This is a genomic window from Pseudomonas sp. SORT22 (assembly GCF_018417635.1).
Classification (GTDB): domain Bacteria; phylum Pseudomonadota; class Gammaproteobacteria; order Pseudomonadales; family Pseudomonadaceae; genus Aquipseudomonas.
Window position 1 is genome coordinate 3,503,179 of the sequence record NZ_CP071007.1, and the last position, 22,645, is coordinate 3,525,823.

The 22,645-nt window shown below is 65.3% G+C and carries 23 protein-coding genes; 17 read left to right on the top strand and 6 right to left on the bottom strand.

Translation table 11 applies throughout. From position 1 onward, the window contains the following. Positions 1-70 precede the first annotated feature (70 nt). Complete coding sequence (locus JYG36_RS15805) at positions 71-1,015, bottom strand: LysR family transcriptional regulator (protein WP_093383788.1); 945 nt, start codon at positions 1,013-1,015, stop codon at positions 71-73. Positions 1,016-1,098: 83 nt separating this feature from the next. On the opposite strand from JYG36_RS15805, the gene JYG36_RS15810 reads away from it, so the two are divergent. From JYG36_RS15810 to JYG36_RS15825, 4 genes are read left to right on the top strand one after another with little or no spacing between them, the layout of a single operon-like run. Next, on the top strand, positions 1,099-2,151 hold the full coding sequence (locus JYG36_RS15810) for a Gfo/Idh/MocA family protein (RefSeq protein WP_195883830.1): 1,053 nt from the start codon (positions 1,099-1,101) through the stop codon (positions 2,149-2,151). A 53-nt stretch (positions 2,152-2,204) separates the two neighbouring features. Further along, positions 2,205-3,596: an MFS transporter gene (locus JYG36_RS15815; RefSeq protein WP_045196828.1), complete on the top strand. Its 1,392-nt coding sequence runs from the start codon at positions 2,205-2,207 to the stop codon at positions 3,594-3,596. Then, positions 3,593-4,048, top strand: coding sequence for a type II 3-dehydroquinate dehydratase (aroQ, locus tag JYG36_RS15820; RefSeq protein WP_195883828.1), 456 nt, complete (start codon positions 3,593-3,595; stop codon positions 4,046-4,048). The genes JYG36_RS15815 and aroQ overlap by 4 nt, the downstream gene beginning before the upstream one ends. Further along, entirely contained in the window at positions 4,045-5,211 is a 1,167-nt protein-coding gene (locus tag JYG36_RS15825; protein WP_213601545.1) for a Gfo/Idh/MocA family protein, read from the top strand. The genes aroQ and JYG36_RS15825 overlap by 4 nt, the downstream gene beginning before the upstream one ends. Here the strand turns inward: JYG36_RS15825 and dsdC are convergent. Both dsdC and dsdA read right to left on the bottom strand, forming a co-directional pair. After that, a complete protein-coding gene (dsdC, locus tag JYG36_RS15830) occupies positions 5,204-6,136 on the bottom strand; it encodes a DNA-binding transcriptional regulator DsdC (protein WP_213601546.1) in 933 nt (310 codons plus the stop codon). The two genes, JYG36_RS15825 and dsdC, sit on opposite strands and share 8 nt — an antisense overlap. A gap of 2 nt (positions 6,137-6,138) precedes the next feature. Next, positions 6,139-7,491 (bottom strand): D-serine ammonia-lyase, encoded by a 1,353-nt coding sequence (dsdA, locus tag JYG36_RS15835; protein WP_213601548.1) that lies wholly within the window; start codon positions 7,489-7,491, stop codon positions 6,139-6,141. A 176-nt stretch (positions 7,492-7,667) separates the two neighbouring features. Between dsdA and fusA the strand changes: the two genes are divergently transcribed. From fusA to JYG36_RS15870, 7 genes are all read left to right on the top strand, one after another. After that, positions 7,668-9,773, top strand: a complete 2,106-nt coding sequence (gene fusA / locus JYG36_RS15840) for an elongation factor G (RefSeq protein WP_093383797.1) — start codon at positions 7,668-7,670, stop codon at positions 9,771-9,773. Between the two features lie 148 nt (positions 9,774-9,921). Further along, on the top strand, positions 9,922-12,372 hold the full coding sequence (gene ligD / locus JYG36_RS15845) for a DNA ligase D (RefSeq protein WP_213601550.1): 2,451 nt from the start codon (positions 9,922-9,924) through the stop codon (positions 12,370-12,372). Then, positions 12,369-13,382 (top strand): acyl-CoA dehydrogenase family protein, encoded by a 1,014-nt coding sequence (locus JYG36_RS15850; RefSeq protein ID WP_213601552.1) that lies wholly within the window; start codon positions 12,369-12,371, stop codon positions 13,380-13,382. Before ligD ends, JYG36_RS15850 begins: the two co-directional genes overlap by 4 nt. Then, entirely contained in the window at positions 13,379-14,143 is a 765-nt protein-coding gene (locus tag JYG36_RS15855; RefSeq protein WP_093383806.1) for a PIG-L deacetylase family protein, read from the top strand. The genes JYG36_RS15850 and JYG36_RS15855 overlap by 4 nt, the downstream gene beginning before the upstream one ends. Further along, positions 14,140-14,739: a class I SAM-dependent methyltransferase gene (locus tag JYG36_RS15860; RefSeq protein WP_093383809.1), complete on the top strand. Its 600-nt coding sequence runs from the start codon at positions 14,140-14,142 to the stop codon at positions 14,737-14,739. The genes JYG36_RS15855 and JYG36_RS15860 overlap by 4 nt, the downstream gene beginning before the upstream one ends. After that, a complete protein-coding gene (locus JYG36_RS15865; protein WP_213601554.1) occupies positions 14,736-15,395 on the top strand; it encodes a glycosyltransferase family 2 protein in 660 nt (219 codons plus the stop codon). The genes JYG36_RS15860 and JYG36_RS15865 overlap by 4 nt, the downstream gene beginning before the upstream one ends. Before the next feature lie 112 nt (positions 15,396-15,507). Continuing rightward, on the top strand, positions 15,508-16,602 hold the full coding sequence (locus JYG36_RS15870; protein WP_213601556.1) for a serine hydrolase domain-containing protein: 1,095 nt from the start codon (positions 15,508-15,510) through the stop codon (positions 16,600-16,602). 13 nt (positions 16,603-16,615) lie between these two features. Here JYG36_RS15870 and JYG36_RS15875 read toward each other — a convergent pair whose 3' ends face one another. Continuing rightward, on the bottom strand, positions 16,616-17,551 hold the full coding sequence (locus JYG36_RS15875; protein WP_093383815.1) for a LysR family transcriptional regulator: 936 nt from the start codon (positions 17,549-17,551) through the stop codon (positions 16,616-16,618). A gap of 114 nt (positions 17,552-17,665) precedes the next feature. On the opposite strand from JYG36_RS15875, the gene JYG36_RS15880 reads away from it, so the two are divergent. Both JYG36_RS15880 and JYG36_RS15885 read left to right on the top strand, forming a co-directional pair. Then, positions 17,666-18,862 (top strand): MFS transporter, encoded by a 1,197-nt coding sequence (locus tag JYG36_RS15880; protein WP_213601558.1) that lies wholly within the window; start codon positions 17,666-17,668, stop codon positions 18,860-18,862. Between the two features lie 9 nt (positions 18,863-18,871). Next, positions 18,872-19,261 (top strand): nuclear transport factor 2 family protein, encoded by a 390-nt coding sequence (locus JYG36_RS15885; protein WP_093383821.1) that lies wholly within the window; start codon positions 18,872-18,874, stop codon positions 19,259-19,261. Here the strand turns inward: JYG36_RS15885 and ku are convergent, their stop codons facing one another. Further along, a complete protein-coding gene (ku, locus tag JYG36_RS15890; protein ID WP_213601560.1) occupies positions 19,262-20,122 on the bottom strand; it encodes a non-homologous end joining protein Ku in 861 nt (286 codons plus the stop codon). A gap of 178 nt (positions 20,123-20,300) precedes the next feature. Here ku and JYG36_RS15895 point away from each other — a divergent pair, with 178 nt between their 5' ends. The 3 genes from JYG36_RS15895 (at position 20,301) to JYG36_RS15905 (ending at position 21,859) form a co-directional block, all read left to right on the top strand. Beyond that, complete coding sequence (locus tag JYG36_RS15895; protein WP_213601562.1) at positions 20,301-20,810, top strand: DUF4142 domain-containing protein; 510 nt, start codon at positions 20,301-20,303, stop codon at positions 20,808-20,810. Positions 20,811-20,824: 14 nt separating this feature from the next. After that, entirely contained in the window at positions 20,825-21,112 is a 288-nt protein-coding gene (locus JYG36_RS15900; protein ID WP_045196801.1) for a hypothetical protein, read from the top strand. A gap of 132 nt (positions 21,113-21,244) precedes the next feature. Next, positions 21,245-21,859 carry a Yip1 family protein gene (locus tag JYG36_RS15905; RefSeq protein ID WP_045196799.1) on the top strand — a complete coding sequence of 205 codons (615 nt, stop codon included), beginning with the start codon at positions 21,245-21,247 and terminating at the stop codon, positions 21,857-21,859. A gap of 20 nt (positions 21,860-21,879) precedes the next feature. Here the strand turns inward: JYG36_RS15905 and JYG36_RS15910 are convergent, their stop codons facing one another. Next, positions 21,880-22,152, bottom strand: a complete 273-nt coding sequence (locus tag JYG36_RS15910; RefSeq protein ID WP_093383830.1) for a DUF1652 domain-containing protein — start codon at positions 22,150-22,152, stop codon at positions 21,880-21,882. A 292-nt stretch (positions 22,153-22,444) separates the two neighbouring features. On the opposite strand from JYG36_RS15910, the gene JYG36_RS15915 reads away from it, so the two are divergent. After that, entirely contained in the window at positions 22,445-22,624 is a 180-nt protein-coding gene (locus JYG36_RS15915; protein ID WP_082075430.1) for a con-10 family general stress protein, read from the top strand. The last annotated feature ends 21 nt before the right edge of the window (positions 22,625-22,645 follow it).

A 22,645-nucleotide genomic window follows, 5' to 3' on the forward strand; every position in this document is an offset into this window, starting at 1 on the left:
TACCACACTTCCAGGCCTGTACAGCACCTGTGGGATCGGCGATGCGGCGACGGCCTGCCCGCGATGCCCCTCAGCCACCCACCGCCAGCGCAAACGGCCCCTGCGCCAGTTGCTCACGCAAGAACGCCACGCAACTGCGGACCTTCGCCGAGCTACCCGAACGCGCCGCCGTCACCGCCCAGACATCCGCCGGCTGGTGATAGGCCGGCAACACCCTGACCAGCGACCCCTCCTGCAAGCTGGCGGCCACGTCCCAGTACGAAGCCATGATGATGCCGTGCCCGTCCATCGCCCATTGGCGGACGATATCGCTGTGGTTGGCGGCCATGGGCCCGGTGACCTTGACCGTTTCCGGCCCGCCCGGGCCGACCAGTCGCCACACGCCAAAGCGGTCGTCGCGGCTGCGAAACAGCAGGCAATCGTGCTGGGCCAGTTCCGCCGGTACCCGCACCGGCCCGCGCCGCGCCAGGTAATCCGGCGATGCCGCCAGCACCCGCTTGTTCTCGGCAATGCGGTGAGCGATCAGGTGTTTTTCCTGCACCTCGCCGACGCGGATGTCGATATCGAAGTTCTCGCCAATCAGGTCGACCCGGCGGTCGAGCAGTTCCAGCCAGATATCCAGGGTCGGGTGACGCTTGCGCAACAGCGACAAGATCGGCGCGATGTGCTCGCGGCCCAGGCGCAGGCTGGTGCTGATACGCAGGGTGCCGCGCGGCTCGCTGTGGGCAGCGGACAACGACTCAAGCATCGACTCGACGTTCTCGAGAATCTTCTGCGCCCAGATGAACGCCGCCTCGCCGTCGCTGGTGATATTCACCCGCCGCGTGGTGCGGTTGAACAGCTTGACCCCCAGCAAGGTCTCGAGGGTGGCAATGCGCTTGCTGACATGCGCCGGCGACAGGCCGATCTCGGTGGCGGCGGCGATGAAGCTTGAGCGGCGCGCCACTTCGCAGAACAACTGCAGGTCGCGCAGCAGTGGTTCATTATTCGCTAATAGCGCATTCTGATTCTTCATCTGGCCCGATTATCTCCTGGGAGTTTTTTATTAGCCTCTCACAAAACCGCTGCCGCGGTCCGCATAACAATAACGAGAGCGCCATGAACAAACTTCGCATTGCCGTTGCCGGTGCCGGCCTGATTGGCCGCAGGCATATCGAACTGATCCAGGCCAGCGCCGAGTGCGAACTGGCCGCCCTGATCGACCCGGCCCCGGCCGCCGCCGAGCTGGCAGCCAGCCACGGCGTTGCCCTCTACCCTTCACTTGAGCAACTGTTTGCCGAGCAGCGCCCGGACGGGGTGATCCTCGCTACGCCCAATCACCTGCATGTCGAAGGCGCCCTGGCCTGCGTCGACCACGGCGTTGCCGCGCTGATCGAAAAACCCGTGGCCCACACCCTGGAGGAAGGCAAGCGCCTGCTGGCGATCGCCGAGCAAACGGGTGCGCGGCTGCTGGTCGGCCATCACCGTGCCCACAGCGCGATCCTCGCCAAGGCCCGCGAGGTAATCGCCGAAGGCTTGCTCGGCAACCTGGTGGCGGTGATGGGCAGCGCGCTGTTCTACAAGCCCGACGACTATTTCGACGCCGCGCCCTGGCGCCGGCAGCTCGGCGGCGGGCCGGTACTGATCAACATGATCCACGAGATCGGCAACCTGCGTTCGCTGTGCGGCGAGATCGTCGCCGTGCAGGCCCAGGCTTCCAGCGCCACCCGTGGCTTTGCCGTGGAAGACAGCGTCGCCATCAGCCTGCGCTTTGCCAACGGCGCCCTCGGCACCTTCATGCTCTGCGACACCGCCGCCTGCGCCCGCAGCTGGGAGCAGACCGCACGGGAGAACCCCGATTACCCCAGCTACGCCGACGAAGACTGCTACGTGATCTGCGGCACCCAGGGCACGCTGTCGATCCCGACCATGCGCCTGAAGTACTACGAGCAATCTGCCGAGCGCTCATGGTGGAAACCCTTCAGCACCGCCGTGGCGCCGCTGCAAAGCGCCGACCCGCTGGCCCGCCAGCTGGCGCACTTCTGCCAGGTGGTGCGTGGCGAACAAGCGCCGCTGGTGAGCGTGCGCGACGGCCTGCGCAACCTGCAGATCGTCGAAGCCATCAGCAGCGCCGCGCGCAGCGGGCAGATCGTCGACACCGACAGCCTCTGAAGCCTTTTATCCAGTCCTACCGCTCCATAACAACAACAAACGGAGACAGACAGATGGCCAACCATCCCCAAGGGCTGCATGCAGCCCGGCAAACCAAGAAAGCCACGGCCAGCGGCTGGGTCGGCTCGGCGCTCGAGTACTACGACTTCTTCATTTATGCCCAGGCTGCGGCGCTGATTTTCCCGCAGATCTTCTTCCCTTCCAGCGACCCGAAACTGGCCATCGTCGCCTCCCTGGCCACCTACGGCGTCGGCTACCTGGCGCGCCCGGTCGGCGCCTTCGTGCTCGGCCACTGGGGCGATACCCGCGGGCGCAAGCATGTGTTGCTGCTGTGCATGCTGTTGATGGGCCTGGCCACCTTCGCCGTCGGCCTGCTGCCGACCTACAACCAGATCGGCTACTGGGCGCCAGTGCTATTGGTGGTGCTGCGCCTGGTCCAGGGCTTTGCCGTGGCCGGGGAAATCGCCGGTGCCAGCTCGATGATCCTCGAACATGCGCCGCCCGGTCGTCGTGGCTTTTACGCAAGCTTCACCCTGCAGGGCGTGCAGGCCGGCCAGGTGCTGGCGGCGGCAATCTTCCTGCCGCTGGCCTATTTCATGCCCGAAGAGGCCTTCAACAGCTGGGGCTGGCGCATCCCCTTCCTGCTCAGTGCCGCCGTGCTGCTGGCAGCATTCATCATCCGCCGCGAGGTCGAGGAGCCGGCGGCGTTCACCCAGAAAGTCGCCAAGGTGGTGCGCCAGCGCTCGCCCATCGGTGAAGCCTTCAAGCACAGCTGGCGCGGCATGCTGGTAGTACTCGGGGTGTCGCTGATGAACGTGATCCCGGTGGTGACCACCGTGTTCGGCGCCGCCTATGCGGTACAGCCGGCCTACGGCGTGGGTTTTGACAAGAGCGTGTACCTGTGGATCCCGGTGGTCGGCAACATCGTCGCAGTGCTGGTGATCCCCTTTGTCGGCAACCTCTCCGACCGCATCGGCCGCCGCCCGCTGATCATCGGCAGCGCCATCGGCTGCGGGTTGATGTCGTTCCTTTACCTCTACGCCATCAGCCTGCACAACCTGCCGCTGGCGTTTGCCGCCTCGCTGCTGATGTGGGGGATGATCTACCAGGGCTACAACGCCATCTTCCCAAGCTTCTTCCCCGAGCAGTTCCAGACCCATTACCGGGTCTCGGCCATGGCCGTGGCGCAGAACATCGGCTACATGATCACCGCCTTGCTGCCGGCGCTGTTCACCGCCGTGGCGCCGCCGGGCTCCGACAACGTGCCGCTGCTGATCGGCGCCATCACCTGCCTGGTCACCGCGCTGTCGGCCATCGCCGCCTGGAGCGCCCCGGAAACCTACCGCACGCCCATCGACCAACTCGGCAAGGCCGACGCGGTGAGCCTGGACAAACCCACCTACGACGCCCTGCGCGCCAACGCCCTGACTGGAAACCAGCCATGAATACCCTGCTCGTGCTCAACGGCCCCAACCTGAACATGCTCGGCCTGCGCCAACCCGAAGTCTACGGCCGCGAAACCCTGGCCGATGTCGAAAACCTCTGCCAGCAGGCCGCCCGGCGCCTGGAGCTGAAGCTTGAGTTCCAGCAGACCAACCACGAAGGCCAACTGATCGACTGGATTCACCAGGCCCGTGGCCGGGTCGGCGCAATCGTCATCAACCCCGGCGCCTGGACCCACACCTCGGTGGCAATTCACGACGCTTTGATTGCCGCCGAAGTGCCGGTGATCGAGGTGCACATCTCCAACGTCCACCGCCGCGAAGCCTTCCGCCACCACTCCTATGTATCGCTGGTGGCCAAGGCGGTGCTGGCCGGTTTCGGCACTCACGGCTACGTGCTGGCGATCGAACATTTTGCCCGCGAACTCAAGCACGCCAACGGAGGCGCCCAATGAAAACCATGGCCAACCCACAACAACGACTGCGCCTGGGCTTTGTCGGCGGCGGCCTGGAGTCGTCGATCGGTTCGACTCACCGCTACGCAGCGTCCCTGGACGGCCATTACCAGCTGGTCGCCGGGGTCTTCGCCCGCGACCCCGAGCGCAACCTGGCCGCGGCCCAGGCCTATGGCGTGGCGCCAGAGCGCGCCTATGCCGATTTTGAAGCCATGGCCAGGGCCGAAGCCGCCCGCGCAGACGGCATCCAGGTGGTGGCGATCATGGCGCCCAATGCCGTGCACGTACCGGCGAGCCTTGCGTTTCTCAAGCACGGTATCGATGTCATCTGCGACAAGCCGCTGGCGGCGAACCTTGCCCAGGCCAATGCCCTGCTCGATCAGGTTCGCCAAGGCCCTGCCCTGCACCTGCTGACCCACAACTACAGCGGCTACCCGTTGATTCGCGAAGCCCGCGAACTGATCGCCCAGGGTGCGATCGGCGAGGTGCGCCTGGTGCAGGTCGAGCACGCCAGTGCCTTCGGCACCCACCCGCTGGAGCAGCAAGGGGTCAAGGCCCTGGCCTGGCGCACCGACCCCAGCCAGGCCGGCGCTTCGTCGGTACTGGCCGATGTCGGCGTGCATGCCCACCAACTGCTGCGCTTTGTAACAGGCCAGGAGGTCAGCCAGGTCTCGGCCGAGCTCAGCACCCTGGTGCCGGGCCGCGCCTCGGACGACAACGCCCACGTCAAACTGCGCCTGAGCGGCGGCGGCCGAGGCCTGCTATGGGCAAGCTTCGTCGCTGCCGGCCAGCGCCATGGCTTGCAGATCCGGATCTTTGGCTCAAGCGGCTCGCTGTACTGGCACCAGGAACAACCCGAGCGCCTCGAACTGCGCCACCAGGACCAGCCGCACCAGGTGCTGCGCCGGGGTGAAAGCTGGCTCAGCGATGCCGCCAGACAAGCCACGCGAATCAAGGCCGGCCAGCCCGAAGGCCTGCTCGAAGCCTTCGCCAACATCTACAGCGACGCCGCCGAACTGATCAGGGCCCGCCGCGAACAGCGCGCCCCGGCGCCCTTGGCACGCCTGTGCCCGACCGCTGAAGACGGCCTGCGCGGCATGGCATTTATCGAGGCGTGTGTGCAGTCGGATCGCCAGGAGGGGCGCTGGATCGAAGTCAGTTGAGCGCGCACTCGCGCAACCACTCAATCATCACCCGCAAACGCAGCGGTAACCTCTCCCGCGGCGGATGCACCAGGTAGTAACCCTGCCCCGCCGTCTGGCTGAAGCCCCCCAGGGGCAGGATCAACGCGCCCTGGTCCAGCAACGGTTGCACCAGGCGCCGGCGACCGATGGCCACGCCGGCATGGTGGCTGGCGGCGGCGCTGCACAGGTCGGAGCGGTCGAAGGTCAGGTGGCGGGCGGGCAGGTGCTGTTGTACGCCCTGCTCGCCGGCCCAGCGTTGCCACTCGGCGTCGAAGGCGGCATGTTCCCAGGCCAGGGCATCGTGCAGCAAGGTGCACTGGGCCAGGCGCCCGGGGTGGTCGATCAGGCCGTGGCGCTCGGCATACTGCGGGCTGCACACCGGGGCGACGTGCTCGTCCATCAACAACTGGCTGGCCAGCCCGGGAAACTCGCCATGGCCATACAACAAGGCCAGGTCCACCGGGCGGGTGCGAAAATCCACCGGCTCGTTGCCGGTGCGGATGTCCAGGCTGACCTGCGGATAGCGCTGCTGGAAATCCGCCAGGCGCGGCACCAGCCAGTGCTGGGCCAGCGACGGCCGCACATACAGGCTCAGGGCACCGCTGACTTCTTCAGTCGACGGTTGCAGGGCTTCTTGCAGTTGCGCTTCCAAGCCTTGCAGCACCTGATAGAGGCGCTCGCCTTCAGCGGTCAGGCGAATGCGCCGGGTCAGGCGTTCGAACAGGCGCAACGCCAGGGCTTGCTCCAGGCGGGCGATGCGATGGCTGACGGCGCTGGCAGTCAGGCACAGCTCTTGCGCGGCCTGACTGAAGCTCAGGTGCCGGGCAACCGCGACAAAGGTGTGCAGGTTGGCGAACTGGGCACAGCTCTTGCGGCTGCCAAGGCGATCGGGCAGGTTGAGCATGCTCAGTTACCGGCCAGTTCTGCGCGGCCCCTGGCCAGGTAGCGGTCCATCTCCTCGCGCGGCACCATGCTGCCGCCGGTGCCCCACACCAGGTGGGTGGCGCGGGCCATGCGCGCCTCACTCAAGCCCAGGCGCTGACGGTAGCCCTGCTGCTCCTGCAGCACAGTGCACATGCCCGCGAGCCCGGCCAGCGCCGACGGCTCGAGTTCGATGCCCTCACACGCCTGCATCTGCGCCAGCTGGCGGTACAGGGTGGCGTCGCTGACGGTGTAGTAGCCATCGACCAGGCGCTGCAACGAACGGCCGACAAAGCCCGAGGGCCGGCCCACCGCCAGGCCGTCGGCGGCGGTCTGGTTGTCGATGCCGAAGTCGTACACCGACACCGCGTCGTGCAGGCCGGTGTACACGCCTAGGAACATGCACGGCGAGTGGGTCGGCTCGGCGAACAGGCAATGTACCGCGTCGCCAAAGATCTGCTTGAGGCCAAAGGCCACGCCGCCAGGCCCCCCGCCGACGCCGCACGGCAGGTAGACGAACAGCGGGTGCTCGGCATCCACCACGATGCCTTGTTCCGCCAACTGGCGCTGCAGGCGCTCGGCGGCCACGGCGTAACCGAGGAACAGGTTCAGCGAGTTTTCATCATCGACGAAGTGACAGTGCGCATCGCCCTCGGCCTCCTTACGGCCCTGCTCCACCGCCACGCTGTAATCGGCGCTGTACTCGCGCACCTCGACGCCGCAGGCGCGCAGGCGCTCCTTTTTCCACTGGCGGGCATCGGCAGACATATGCACGGTGGCCTTGAAACCCAGGCGCGCGCTGATGATGCCGATCGACAAGCCTAGGTTGCCGGTGGAGCCGACCGCCACGCTGTACTGGCCGAAGAACGCCCGGGCGGCATCGCTGTCGAGCCTGGCGTAGCTGTCGCCCGGTTGCAGCAGGCCGCCTTTGAGGGCCAGGTCTTCGGCATGCTTGAGCACTTCATAGATGCCGCCACGGGCCTTGATCGAACCGGAAATCGGCAGCAGGTTGTCGGCCTTGAGCCACAGCGCGCCGTTCACTGGCAGTTGCTGCTCGGCGCACAGCACCGCCTGCAACGCGTGCAGCGCCACCAACGGCGATTCAATGATGCCGGCGCTGGCCGAGGTTTCGGGGAATGCCGAGGCGATGAACGGGGCAAAGCGTTCGAGCCGCGCGCTGGCCTCACGGATATCCGCGGCGGTCAGCGCCACGTCAGCGAGGGCTTCGGCGCTCGGCGCCAGGGCCGGGTTGAACCAGCAGGTCGGGCGCAGCGCCACAAGACCTGCGATCAACGGATGACTTTGGCACCAGGCAGTAACGGATTTTTCCAGCGGCATCGGGCAGCTCCATGAGGCGAATGCAACGATTAAGCGACAGCCCCGGTCGCTTTACAACCGATGCCTGTTCAGCCCATGGATGAACCTGCTTCAGCCATGGGCTGCCGTGCAAGGCGCTGCACTTCTGCTACCTTGGGAATACCCTCTTCTTGTGCATCACACACAGGTGACCCCTCATGGCGCGCACCACCCCTATCGAGCTGTACCGCAACATCGGCATCGTCGCCCATGTTGACGCCGGCAAGACCACCACCACCGAACGCATCCTGTTCTACACCGGGGTCAACCACAAGATGGGCGAGGTGCACGACGGCGCCGCAACCATGGACTGGATGGCCCAGGAGCAAGAGCGCGGCATCACCATCACTTCGGCGGCGACCACGGCGTTCTGGCAGGGCTCGACCAAGCAGTTCCCCGACAAGTACCGCTTCAACATCATCGACACCCCCGGCCACGTCGATTTCACCATCGAGGTCGAGCGCTCGCTGCGCGTGCTCGACGGCGCGGTGGTGGTGTTCAGCGGCGCCGATGGCGTCGAGCCGCAATCGGAAACAGTCTGGCGCCAGGCCAACAAGTACCATGTGCCGCGCCTGGCCTACGTCAACAAAATGGACCGCCAGGGCGCGGACTTTCTGCGCGTGGTCAAGCAGATCGACCAGCGCCTGGGCCACCACCCGGTGCCGATCCAGCTGTCGATCGGCGCCGAGGAACATTTCGCCGGGCAGATTGACCTGGTGAAGATGAAGGCCATCTACTGGAACGACGACGACCAGGGCACCAGCTACCGCGAAGAAGAGATTCCCGCCGACATGCTCGCGCTTGCCAACGAATGGCGCGCGCACATGGTCGAGGCCGCCGCCGAGGCCAACGACGAGTTCATGGAGCTGTACCTCAACGGCCAGGAGCTGAGCAACGAGCAGATCAAGGCCGGCCTGCGCCAGCGCACCCTGGCCAACCAGATCGTCCCGGCGATCTGCGGCTCGTCGTTCAAGAACAAGGGCGTGCCGCTGATGCTCGACGCGGTCATCGACTACCTGCCGGCGCCCTCGGAAATCCCGGCGATCAACGGCACCGACCCGGACCACGAAGACAAGCACCTGGAACGCCATGCCGACGACAACGAACCGTTCTCGGCGCTGGCGTTCAAGATCGCCACCGACCCCTTCGTCGGCACCCTGACCTTCGCCCGGGTCTACTCCGGCGTGCTCAGCTCCGGCAATGCCGTGCTCAATTCGGTCAAGGGCAAGAAGGAGCGGATCGGGCGCATGGTGCAGATGCACGCCAACCAGCGCGCCGAGATCAAGGACGTGTGCGCCGGCGACATCGCCGCGCTGATCGGCATGAAGGACGTCACCACCGGCGACACCCTCTGTGACATCAACCAGCCGATCATCCTCGAGCGCATGGACTTCCCCGACCCGGTGATCTCGGTGGCGGTCGAGCCGAAAACCAAGGCCGACCAGGAGAAAATGGGCATCGCCCTGAGCAAGCTGGCCCAGGAAGACCCGTCGTTTCGCGTGCGTACCGACGAAGAGACGGCGCAGACGATCATCTCCGGCATGGGCGAGTTGCACCTGGACATCATCGTCGACCGCATGCGCCGCGAGTTCGGCGTCGAGGCCAATATCGGCAAGCCGCAGGTGGCCTACCGCGAGAAGATCCGCAACACCTGCGAGATCGAAGGCAAGTTCGTTCGCCAGTCCGGCGGTCGCGGCCAGTACGGCCACTGCTGGATCCGCTTCGCCCCGGGCGATGAAGGCAAAGAGGGCCTGGAGTTCGTCAACGAAGTGGTCGGCGGCGTAGTGCCGCGTGAATACATCCCGGCGATCCAGAAAGGTATCGAAGAACAAATGCAAAACGGCGTGCTCGCCGGTTATCCGCTGATCGGCCTCAAGGCTACGGTGTTCGACGGCTCGTACCACGACGTCGACTCCAACGAGATGGCCTTCAAGGTCGCCGCCTCCATGGCCACCAAACAGCTGAAAGATAAAGGCGGTGCAGTACTGCTGGAGCCGGTGATGAAGGTCGAAGTGGTGACCCCCGAAGAATACCAGGGCGACATCATGGGCGACCTCAGCCGGCGCCGCGGGATGATCCAGGAAGGCGGCGAAACCCCGGCGGGCAAGGTAGTGCGCGCGGAAGTGCCGCTGGGCGAGATGTTCGGCTACTCCACGCAGATGCGCTCGATGACCCAGGGCCGCGCCAGCTACACCATGGAGTTCACCAAGTACGCCGAGGCGCCGGCGAGCATCAGTGAGGCGATCATCAAGAAACAAGGCTGATACACCGACCGCTCGCCCCCTGTGGCAGCCGGCCTTGCCGGCGATGGGGTGCGCAGCGGCCCCACCTCGAACAAAAGCCGATTGAACTCCCACCCCTGCCGCCCTATCCCAATGCTTAGGACCCGCCCAAAAGCCGCAGGACACCGCCATGGCCAAGCCGTTGCAGGAGTACGCGCGCAAGCGCAATTTCGACGCTACCCCGGAGCCCGCAGGCCATCAGCGCAGCGGCAAAAAAACCGCCCACGCCCTGCAGTACTGCATCCAGAAACACGACGCCAGCCACCTGCACTATGACTTTCGCCTGGAGCTGGACGGCACCCTGAAAAGCTGGGCCATCCCCAAGGGCCCGTCGCTGGACCCCAAGGTCCGGCGCCTGGCCGTGCACGTCGAAGACCACCCGCTGGACTACGCCAGTTTCGAAGGCACCATCCCCGAAGGTCATTACGGTGCCGGTGATGTGATCGTCTGGGACCGTGGGGTATGGATTCCCGAAGAAGATCCACACAAGGCCTATGCCAAGGGCAAGCTGCGCTTTCGCCTGCAGGGCGAGAAACTCTCGGGCATCTGGAACCTGTTTCGCACTCACCTGGCCGGCAAGAAGGAGCAGTGGCTGCTGATCAAGTCCGACGATGCCCAGGCGCGCCCGCAGGCCGACTACGACATTCTCGAAGCCGAGCCGGACAGCGTGGTCAGCGAACGCACGCTGCCCACGCGCACACCCAAGGCAGACGGCAACAGCGAACTCGGCGGCGCGAAAAAAGCTGCCCTGCCCGCCTCGCTCAAGCCGCAACTGGCCACCCTGGTAGAGACGCCGCCCGAGGGCGACTGGCGCTACGAAGTCAAGTTCGACGGCTACCGCATCCTCGCCCGCATCGAAGGTGACGAGGTGCGCCTGTTCACCCGCAACGGCCATGACTGGACCGCCAGGCTGCCCCGGCAAGCCAAGGCCCTGGCCAGGCTCGGCCTGCACTCGGCCTGGCTCGATGGCGAGATGGTGGTGGCCAACGAGCACGGCGTCGCGGATTTCCAGGCCCTGCAGAATGCCTTCGACCAGCAACGCGACGAGCAGATCCTCTATTACCTGTTCGATGTGCCCTACCTCAACGGCATGGACCTGCGCCAGTGCCCGCTGGAGCAACGGCGTGCGGCGTTGGCAAAGGTGCTGGAAAAGGCCGATGAAAAGCGCCTGCGCTTTTCCGCCGACTTTGACCAGAGCGTCGAATCGCTGCTCGACAGCGCCTGCAAAATGCAGATGGAAGGCCTGATCGGCAAGCGCCTGGGCAGCAGCTACCTGAACCGGCGCAGCAGCGACTGGATCAAGCTCAAGTGCAAGCAGCGCCAGGAGTTCGTCATCGTCGGCTTTACCGAGCCCAAGGGCTCGCGCGAGGCCTTCGGCGCGCTGCTGCTGGCCCTGCATGATGACCGCGGCGAGCTGCGCTATGCCGGCAAGGTCGGCAGCGGGTTCAACAGCGCGACCCTGGCCCATATTCACCAGCGCCTCAAACCCCTCGAAGTGGCCAGGCCGCAGTTTGCCAAGCCGCCCAGCGGCGCCGAGGCCAAAGGTGTGCACTGGCTCAAGCCAAGGCTGCTGGCCGAGGTCGCCTATGCGCAGATGACCCGCGACGGCGTGGTCCGCCATTCGGTGTTCCATGGCCTGCGCGACGACAAACCGGCCAAGGCCATTGGCCTGGAGCAACCCGTGAAAACCCCGGCAAGCAAAACGTCCAACCTGCACCTGACCCACCCCGACCGCGTCATCGACGCCAGCACCGGCATCAGCAAGCGCCAGGTCGCCGAGTACTACGCCCAGGTCGCCGAGTGGATCCTGCCGCACCTCAAGCGCCGCCCGGTGGCGCTGGTGCGCGCACCCGATGGCCTGGCCGGCGAGCTGTTCTTCCAGAAGAACGCCGCGCAATTGAACATCCCGGGCCTTGAAAGCCACGCCAAGGCCGAAGCCGGCCAGGCGCTGATGATCATCGACCAGGCCCGGACCCTGCTCGGCGCGGTGCAGATGAACACCCTCGAGCTGCACACCTGGAACGCCACCGCCAAGGATTTCGACAGGCCCGACCGCCTGATCCTCGACCTCGACCCCGACCCGGCGCTGCCGTGGAAGGCCATGCTCGAAGCCACCCAGCTGACCCTTGCATTGCTCGACGAACTGGGCTTGCAAGCGTTCCTCAAGACCAGCGGCGGCAAGGGCATGCACATTGTCGTGCCGCTGACCCGGCGCGCCGGCTGGGACGAGGTCAAAGGCTTCAGCCAGGCCATGGTCCAGCACCTGGCCGGGCTGTTCCCCGAGCGCCTGTCGGCGGTGTCCGGACCGAAGAACCGGGTCGGGCGGATCTTCATCGACTACCTGCGCAACGGTAAAGGCGCGACCACGGTTTGCGCCTATTCGATCCGCGCCCGCGAAGGGCTGCCGGTGTCGGTGCCGATTCGCCGTGAAGAGCTGACCGAGCTTAAAGGCGCGAACCAGTGGAACCTGCTCAACCTCGGCGAACGCCTGGCCGCTGGCGATGACCCTTGGGCCGGGTATGGCCAGGTACGCCAGTCGATCAGCAAGGAACTGCGCCGGCGCATGGGGGTTGAGTCATGAACCACCTGGAGCTGTTACAGACCTTCGCCCGTCGCCCGCAGGCGCTGACCCTCGACCGCCAGTTGCAACGCTGCCTGGAACAATGCCGGGAGACCGGTCTCGACCAACTGCCGCTGCCCGGCCATGGCCGCACCCTGCAGCGTTGGCAGGTACTGGCCGAGGTCGCCGGGGCTGATCTGGCCCTGGCCAAGCTGTTCGAGGGCCACACCGACGCCCTGGCGATCATCCATGAGTGCGCCGCCAGCCATCTGGACCCGGCGGGCAGTTGGGGGGTATGGGCAGCCGAGCCGCCGAATGCGCGGGTGCGTATCGTCCGTCGCACCGGCAACGACGTGCACCTGCAAGGCCGCAAGGCCTGGTGCTCCGGCGCCCTGCAGATCGACCGGGCGCTGCTCACCGCCTGGGACGAACAAGACCGTCCGCAACTGGTGGCGGTGGCCTTGAACCAACCGGCGCTGCGCATCTTCAATGACGGCTGGCAGGCGGTCGGCATGGCCATTACCGCCAGCGTCGATGTCGAGTTCAACGACTGCCCGGCGCACCTGGTCGGCAGCAGCGGCCAGTACCTGTCGCGACCGGGCTTCTGGCACGGTGGCGCTGGCATCGCTGCCTGCTGGTACGGCGCGGCGCAAACCCTGGGCGAGTTTTTGCTCGAACACTGCCGCAGCCATGAAGACGCCCACGCCCAGGCGCATCTGGGTGCAGTCGACGCTGCGCTTGCCGGTGCCCGGGCGGCCTTGCACGAAGCCGCGGCGTGGATCGACGGCCATCCCGGCAGCGATGCCGAGCTGAGCGTCCGGCGCCTGCGCGCGCAGGTCGAAAACGCCGCGCTGTGTGTGCTCGATCACGTCGGCCGGGCCCTGGGCGCGACGCCGTTCTGTCGCGACAGCCAGTTTGCCCGGCTCAGCGCCGACCTGCCGGTGTTCCTGCGCCAGAGCCATGCCGAGCGCGACCTGGCCGAGCTGGGCCGGCAAGTGCGTGCAACCCCCGAGGGAGGCTGGCGGCTATGACCCTGCAACCACCGCAAAACCCGATCCAGGCGCCGGGCACACCGCTGGCGCACTGGCAAGCGTCGGCGATCCTGCAGTCGGTGCCGGCAATTACCCATGACCAGTTGGTACCCGTTGGCAGGCGCCTGGTGGTGGTCGCCCCGCACCCGGACGACGAAGTGCTCGGCTGCGGCGGCGTGCTGGCTGGCATGCGTGGCCGTGAACACGAGTTGCTGCTGGTCTCGGTCAGCGACGGTGAGGCCAGCCACCCCGATTCGCGCCACTGGACCAGCGAACGCCTGCGCCAGCAACGCCCACGAGAAAGCGCCGATGCCCTGCGCCGCCTCGGGCTGGACCTGAGCCGCCTGAGCTGGCTGCGCCTGGGCCTGGCCGACAGCGCCGTGGCCAACCATGAACGCTGGCTGGCCGAACGCCTGGTGCAGCTACTGCGCGCCAGCGACCGGGTGCTGACCACCTGGCGCCTGGACGGCCACTGCGACCATGAAGCAGTAGGCCGCGCTTGCGCCCGCGCCTGCGACACGGTCGGTGCGCGCTTGATCGAAGTGCCGATCTGGGCCTGGCACTGGGCCCGCCCCAGCGACCCGCGGCTGCCCTGGCAGCGCGCCCACAAGCTGTTTCTCGACCGCGCGGTGCTGGCCCTCAAGCAACAGGCCATCGCCGCCCATACCAGCCAGTTGCAGGCCGACGAGCAGACCCCGCCGGTGCTTGACCGCGAGGCCCTGGCCCGCCTGCAGCAACCCTTCGAACTGGTGTTCACATGAGCGTCTCGGCCAGCTACTTCGAGCACCTGTTCGCGCACAGCGACGACCCCTGGGCGTTTCGCACCCGCTGGTACGAAAAACGCAAGCGCGAGCTGCTGCTGGCCAGCCTGCCGCGCCAGTACTACGGCCGCGTATTCGAGCCGGCCTGCGCCAATGGCGAACTCAGCGCCGCCCTCGCCGAGCGCTGCGAAAGCCTTTTGTGCCAGGACCTCAACGCCACCGCCGTGCAACTGGCCGCTGAACGCCTGCGGCCATGGCCCAACGCCGAGGTCATGCAAGGCTGCCTGCCTGGCGACTGGCCGGCCGGCGAGTTCGAGCTGATCGTGCTCAGCGAGATCGGCTACTACCTGGACCCCGGCCAGTGGCTGGAAGTACTGGAGCGCGCCACGGCCAGCCTGACCTCTGACGGCGCCCTGCTGCTGTGCCACTGGTTGCACCCGATCGACGGCTGCCCGCAAACCGGCCACCAGGTCCATGAACTGCTGGCGGAGCGCTTGCCGTTGTACCGCAGCCTGCAGCACGAAGAGGCCGACTTTGTTCTTGAATACTGGTGCCTCCAGCCTTATGCCATCGACCTTGACGAGCCCTGCCTATGATTGCCGTGATTGTCCCCGCGCATAACGAAGAACTACTGCTCGGCCGCTGCCTGCGCGCCCTTGGCCGTGCCGCGCGTACGGTGTCGGCGCTGGGTGAAGAGGTGCAGATTGTGGTGGTTTTGGACAGCTGCTGCGATGCCAGCGAGGCCGTCGCCCGCGCCCATGGCGTGGAGCTGCTCAAGGTCCAGGCGCGCAATGTCGGCCAGGCGCGCCGCGCCGGTGCGGCGTTGATGCTCGAGCGTGGCGCACGCTGGCTGGCCTTCACCGATGCCGACAGCTGCGTCCCGGCCGACTGGCTGTTGTGCCAGTTGGCCTTTGCCGCCGATGCGGTGTGCGGCACGGTGCATGTCGAGACCTGGCAAGCCCACCAGGATGCGGCGCTGCGCGAACGCTACCTGGCCCATTACCAGGCCCGCGAAGGCCACCGGCACATACACGGCGCCAACCTCGGCATCTGCGCCCGCGCCTACGAAAAGGTCGGGGGGTTCCAGCCATTGCCGCTGCACGAGGATGTGCAACTGGTCAACGACCTGCAGCAAAGCGGCGCACATATCGTCTGGACCGCGCGCAACAGCGTGTCGACCAGCAGCCGCAAGGACTGCCGGGTGCGCGGCGGCTTCGGGGATTTTCTCAACAACCTGAACGGCCTGGCCTGAACAGAGAAACCTGTTAACCGTCCGCCGCACTTTTTCACAAATGCCCTCAAGTTAATCATCAGCGCGGTTCTTATGATCAGGCCTGCTTGATCAACCACGAGGGAGAAACACCATGGATGTCAGTTGGCAGTATCTGAGTACCCCGGCCGCCGAGTACTTCAGCGAGGTACTGCAGACCACACCTGCCCAGGTCAAGAATGACATGAGGCAGATTTTCAAGCGCCTCACCGCACAGGCTGGCCCCGGCTGTGTCTTCAGTGTGGAAAAACAGCAGGCCTTTGTGCTCGAAGGCGCTACCGGCTATGCCGACATCGAGCAGCGCAGCCCTTTGACTGCCGACTCGGTGTTCAACCTTGCCTCGGTTTCCAAACAATTCACCGCCTTCGCCATTCACTTGCTGGCCCGCGAAGGCAAGTTGTCGCTGGATGACTCTATCCGCCGCTACGTACCTGAGCTGGGCAGTTACGCCGATCCGGTGACCTTGCGCCACCTGCTGCATCACAGCGGTGGCCTGCCCAGCTACGAGGATGCCGCCCAGGCTCAAGGCATCGCCGATACCCAGCCCCTGACCCAGGCCCAGGCACTCGCCTTGCTGGCAGCACAGAAACAGGCGGAGTTTGCCCCCGGCACAGAGTTTTCCTACAGCAACAGCGGGTACTTCATGCTCTCGCTGGTGGTCGAGCGCGTCAGCGGCAAGAGCATCCGGCGCTTTTCCCAGCAGGCGATCTTCACACCGTTGCAGATGACCCATACCCGGATTGTCGACCAGTACCCGCTTGATTTCGCTGTAGTGCGGGGTTATACGCGTGCGCTGTGGGGCCCGGTCAAACGGTATGAGAGCCCGTGGGAGGTGACCGGCGACGGCCAGGTGCATTCCAGCGTACGCGACCTGATGAAATGGGGAGCCAATCTGCACAGCGGCAAAGTGGGCGGCCCCGACCTGCTGGCGGTGATGTCCAGAAGTGGCCCGCGGGTGGCAAGGCACCATGAGGACTACGCCATGGGTTTGTCGCCGCGGCTGTACAAAGGCACGCGCCTGCTCGAACACTCCGGTGGCTGGGCCGGCTATGCAACGCAGTTCATGTACTTTCCGGATGCGCAAACCACCGTTGCAGTGTTGTGCAACGAAGAAAACATCGACGCCAGCGAATACGCCACGAAAATCGCCGACGCGTTGGCGCTCGAAAAGTGGACCCATCCCCTCTAGGCAAGCCTGCACCTCAAGCCGGTGGCGTGAGAACCGCCTCGATGTGGCGCGCTTGGGCAAGGTGAGCCTTGATGAAGTCGATCCAGGCGCGGACCTTGCGCGGTACGTGGCGGCTGGACGGATACAGGGCATACACGCTTTGCGGCGCAAAACCATAGCCGGGCAGCCCATCGAGCAACTGCCCGCTGGCCAGCTCATCGGCCACCAGCCAGTCCGGCAACAGCGCCACGCCTGCGCCCTGCACGGCAAAGGCACGCAGGATCGAGGCGTTGTCGGCGATCAGCAATGGCGTGCCCTGAGGGACATACTCCGAACTGCGCGCCTTGCTGTCGACCAGCGCCCAGCGGTTGTTCTGCTCGAAACGGCTGTGCACCAGTTGCGGCAGCTGGGCCAGGCGCGCGGGTGAGTTGATCAACTGCTCGCCGTGGGCAGCCAGCAGGCCGGGCGCCAGCACCAGGCGCACCTGGTAGCTCGCCAGGCATACGCCACGGTAATCGGAGTCGTGTGCCTGGCCCAGGCGGATGGCGACATCGAAGCGCTCGCGCACCAGGTCGACCTGAGCGGTGTGGGTTTCCAGACGCACGCTCAGTTGCGGGTGCAAACGGCAGAACGCTTGCAGTGCCGGGGCGAGCACCTTCAGCCCGTACTCGACCGTGGTGGTAATCCGCAGGCTGCCCTGCAAGCTGGCGTGCTCGGCGCGCGCTTCGTCGATGGCGATGCGGGCATCTTCGACCAACAGCAGGCAACGCTGGTAAAAGCGCTCGCCGGCATCGGTCAGGGCGATGCGGCGGGTGGTGCGGGTCAGCAGGGTGACGCCCAATTCAGCTTCCAGTTGCTTGATGCTGAAGCTGACCGCAGCGCGGGTTTGCTGCAAGCGCTCGGCGGCGCCGGTGAAGGAGCCTGCCTGCACCACGGCGCAAAACAGTTCGAAACGGTCGAGGCTGACCATGCGTGTGGGCTCGCCATTGTCAAAATAATTCGACCAATCTGCCGGGTTTACGCACCTTATTCAAGCGCCAACAAGCCACTAGACTGCGCCTTTCTCCAGCCCTTCGAAGCACTCATGCCCTATCGCACGAAAGTCACCCTGGTCTATCTGCTGGGTTTCACCCTCGACCTGCTCAACATGTTTGCCCTCAACGCCGCCTACCCGGCTCTGGGCCAGGAACTGCACGCCTCGGTGGCGCAACTGAGCTGGAGCAGCAACCTGTACATGCTCGGCCTGACCCTGGTGATCCCGCTGGGCACCTGGCTGGCCACGCGGCTGGGTGAACGGCAAACGCTAATGCTGTCGCTGGCGCTGTTCGGCCTGGGCTCGGCGCTGGCAGGCAGCGCCGGTTCGATCGACAGCCTGCTGGTCTGGCGCCTGCTGCAAGGCCTGGGTGGCGGCCTGCTGATTCCGGTGGGCCAGGCCATGGCTTATCGCCTGTATGCGCCCGAGCAGCGCCACCACCTGACCTCACTGGTGATGATGGTCGCCTTGCTGGTCCCGGCGTTGTCGCCGGCACTGGGCGGGGTGGTAGTCGATCAGGGCTCGTGGCGCTGGATCTTCTTCGCCATGCTGCCGCTGAGCCTGATCACCCTTGCCCTGGTGCTGGCCTGGCTGCCGGCAAACCCGCCGTTGCCTGCGCCGCAGCCAATGCTGGAGTTGCGCCTGCTCGGCCAACCGCTGCTGCGCACGGCGATGCTTATCTACCTGTGCGTGCCAGGCGTGTTCATCGGCGCCAACCTGGTGGCCGCCCTGTACCTACAGCAGCGCCTTGGGCTCAGCGCCACGGCCACCGGCGCCCTGATGCTGCCCTGGTCAGCGGGCGCCCTGGCGGCGATCGCCTGGGTGCGCTGGCGCTTCAACCTGAGCGGCCCCAAGCGCCTGCTGATTGCCGGGATGCTGATCCAGTGCGCCGCCCTGCTGTGGCTGGCCCTGCCCTCAGTTGCCGGGCACCAGGCCTGGCTGGCGCTGATCTTCGCCCTGCTCGGCATGGGCAGCAGCCTGTGCAGCAGCAGCGCGCAAAGCCTGGCGTTCCTGGCCATCGCGCCGGCGCAAATGGGCCAGGCCAGCGCCTTGTGGAACCTCAACCGCCAGCTGAGCTTCTGCCTCGGCGTCGCCGTGCTCGGCGCCGTGCTTAACCGGTTGCTGCCCGGTGACCAGGCGTTCCGGCACACCTTCATCCTCGCCGCGCTGCTGACCCTGATTCCGCTACCGCTGGTGCTGAAACTGCCCGGGGCTCGCGGCCTGGGGCTTACTACCACTACTACTTGAGATGTGCCCATGACCCATCCCGCTTTCACGGAAGTTCTCGACGCCCACGTAGCCATCGAACAATGGCTGTCCGGCGCAGCCCACGCCACAGAGCTGGACGCATTGATGGCGCGCTTCAGCGCGCAGTTCTCGATGATCAACCTGCCCGGCCAAATCGTCGATTATCAGGGCTTGCAGCAACTGTTCGCCCACGCCCACGGCCAGCGCGCCGGGCTGCAAATCAGCATCGATGAGCTGCAAGTGATTGGCGAAGGGCCAAGCCTTTGCGTGGTCAGTTATCGCGAATGGCAGGTCGATGACGCCGGCAATCGCTCGGTGCGCCGCTCGACCGCAGTGTTCGAGCGCCACGATGGCGCCCTGCGCTGGCGCCATCTGCATGAAACCACCGTGGCCGGCTGATCAGGCCTTCTTGCGCGGCTTGCTGCCGGCAGGCTTTTTCGCCGCTGGCGCGGCTTTCTTCGCCGCCGGTTTGCGCCCGCCCAGGCTGCGTTTGAGCAGCTCGGTAAGGTCGATGATATCGGCGCTTTTCTGCTCGCCTTCGCCTTCCAGCGGCTCGACCGTGGCGATCTTGCCCTGGCTGGCCTTCTCTTCGACCAGGCTCATGATGGTGTCCTTGAAGTCGTTGCGGTATTCCTCCGGCGTCCAGTGCCCGCTCATGTCCTCGACCAGGCGCCTGGCCATTTGCAGCTCACGCTTGTCGATGCTCGAGTCGCGCACGCTGGCGTCCAGTTCCAGGCTGTCGAGGCCGCGCACTTCCTCGGGCCAGCGCAGGGTAATCATCACCATCGCGTCCTCCAGCGGGCGCAGCAGCGCCAGGTGCTGCTGGGTGTGCAGCACCACCTTGGCCAGGGCCACCTTGCCGGTGCTCTGCAAGGTTCCGCGCAGCAAGGCATAAACCTTGCCACCACGCCGGTCGGGGCTCAGGTAATACGGGGTGTCGAACTGCTGCAGGGGGATTTCGTCGCTGTCGACAAACGAGAAGATATCGATGGTCTGGGTCGCCTCGGGGCGGGCCTTGCGGATCTCCTCCTCGCTGATCACCACGTATTGGCCTTTCTGGTATTGCACGCCCTTGACGATGTGCTCGCGGGCGATCTCCTTGCCGGTGACTTTGTTCACCCGCTTGTAGCCCACCGGTTCCATGCTGCGCTCATCGAGCCAGTCGAAATCGACCCGGTCGCTGCTGATCGCAGTACTCAACGACACCGGGATGTGCACCAGGCCGAAGCTGATGGCACCTTTCCAGATGGCTCTGGCCATGACGTTCTCCCAGGGGTATTTGAAGGGCCCTTTGTCAGTCTGACTGCGCCGGTCGGTGAAGGTTTGCTGCAACTGCGCAGATCCGCTGCTGCACAGCATTGAAGCTGAACTCTGGCGCCGGCAGCCTTTCGTAAAACTAACAGCCGTCCGTTTGTTCACACCCACGGAGATACCGCTCATGAGCCCGTTCCTGCGCCCCACCCGCCTCGCCCTGGAGCTTTGCGCCCTGCTCAGCATCGGCGCCCAGGCCGCCAGCAACAATGCCTTTGTCGACGAAGCCATCAGTGCCGGCATGGCGGAAATTCAGACCAGCCAGCTGGCCCTGGAAAAAACCCGCTCGCCCGAGGTAAAGGCGTTTGCCCAGCAGATGATCAAGGATCACACTAAAGCCAATCAGCACCTGCTTGAGCTGGCCAGACAACATGGCTTCAGCGTCCCGGACGACGCTGCCCTGACCAGCAAGGCGCGCAAGATGATGCTGCAGGTGCAGGACGGCGCGTCGTTCGATGCGGCCTATGCCACCCATCAGGTCGACGCCCATGAACAGGCGGTGCGCCTGTTCGACGAAGAGAGCCGGTCGACCTCCGCCCCGGACGACCTGCGCACCTTTGCCAAGACTACGTTGCCGACCCTCAAGCATCACCTGCAAATGGCCAAGCAACTGCAAAACGCGCACCGCAAGAACTGAAGGAGGGCCCTGGAATGAGAAAGGTCAGCCCGGCCAGCCCGACCAGCCTGCAGATCGACTTTGTCCAGGACACGCTGTTCGGCCCGGTGGCCCACAGCGCCGAATGTGAAGTGCAGCTGGCGCCATTGAACATCAATGGCCTGCCGGGCCTGCGCCTGCAGGTACGCGCGCCGGTACCGGCCAAGCTTGAGCGTTCGCACAGCGTGGCGTTTGTCTGGGAGGGCCGTACTTATCGCGGGATCGTCCAGTATCACCGGCGCTGTGATGACGGTGGCTTGCAGTTGCAGCTGGAGCTGCAGTAACCCGGCTCCCACAACAGCGGTGTATACACCGGATCTTGGGCTGGGTGGTTCAAATAAATGAAACCCCGTCGCCGGCCAGACCTCCATAGAACAGGGAGCGGTGTTTTAAACCCTGTTTACCCGGAGGTCACCATGAGTACCCATCTGGTTCAACTCTTCACCCACCCCGATGACGCCTGGATGGAAATCCGCCAGGAAGAAGAACTGCACCCGCGCCACTACCTGCCGCACCTGCTGCTGATGGCGCTGATTCCCGCCCTGTGCCTGTTCATTGGTACCACCAGTATTGGCTGGAGCCTGGCCGGCACCGAGCGGGTGCGCCTGAGTGTGGCCAGCGCCGCCGAGCTTGGGGTGCTGTTGTATGCCGCCTGCGTGGTCGGGGTGATGATCATGGGCGGGTTCATTCGCTGGATGTCGCGCACCTTCGATGCCCGCCCCAGCCTCAACCAGTGCATCGGTTTTGCCGCCTACACCGCCACGCCGTACTTTGTCGCCGGTGTCGCCGGGCTCTACCCCGGGCGCTGGCTGGCGTTGATCGTGCTGGGTGCGGCGTCGGCCTATGCGACGTTCCTGCTGTACGTTGGCCTGCCGACCTTCCTGCGCCTGCGCAAGGAAGACGGCCTGCTGTACTCGACCAGTGTCTGGGCGGTGGGGCTGCTGGTGCTGGTGACCATCCTGGTGTCGATGATCCTGTTCTGGTTCAACGTCCTCAGCCCCGAATACCTGCGCCCGGCCAGCCTCGGCTGACTGGACGCAGTCGGCGTGGTTCAGGCAAGCGCCTGGGGCTTGAACGGAATCTGGCTACGCCCCAGGCGCTGCTCTTCGCGCACCTGGGCCACCAACGCGGCAAGTTCGTGGCAGGTGGTCAGGCTATGCACCTTGATGCCGGTGACGGTCAGGCAGTCGCCCAGGCTATCGCCCTGCCCCAGCTGGATGGTCAGGTGCTCGCCATCGGTGCACGACACCACACTGTGTTCAGGCAGCAATGCCTGTTCAATCATATGGCACAACTCAAGCGTGGAAACTCCAATCAGTGACATGCTGCAATCCTCGTGTCGGAGGGCCCGACTATTCAGTTAGTACTGCGTCGGCCCTCGATGCCAATTGAAATTGCTGATGCCGCGCCGTTCCCCCATGCAGGGCAGCAATGGTCTTTCGGAAGAGCCACCCGTGGCTCGCCAAGTTCAAAGCATTCGCGGCTATCGGGGATGAATGGCGGCCCCGGACCGTTCGTCCCGCAGCGGCGAAATATTTCAAACTTTGCCTGCGCCGACCGCCTCCCAACCTGTGTAAGGCAAACGCCTTGCGAACATTCACAAGAGGAAGAGAATCATGGCTAGCAAAGACACTTCGAATCCCGGGAATTTCGCGAACGACCGGCAAAAAGCGTCTGAAGCCGGGAAAAAGGGTGGCCAGGCTTCCGGTGGCAATCAAAAGCCAAGTGACCAGAGCCGCAAGCCCGACATGGGTAAAGACCAGACCCGCAAACCAAGTGGTGGCGGCCGTAGCTAAAGGACGAAAGGCCGGCGCACG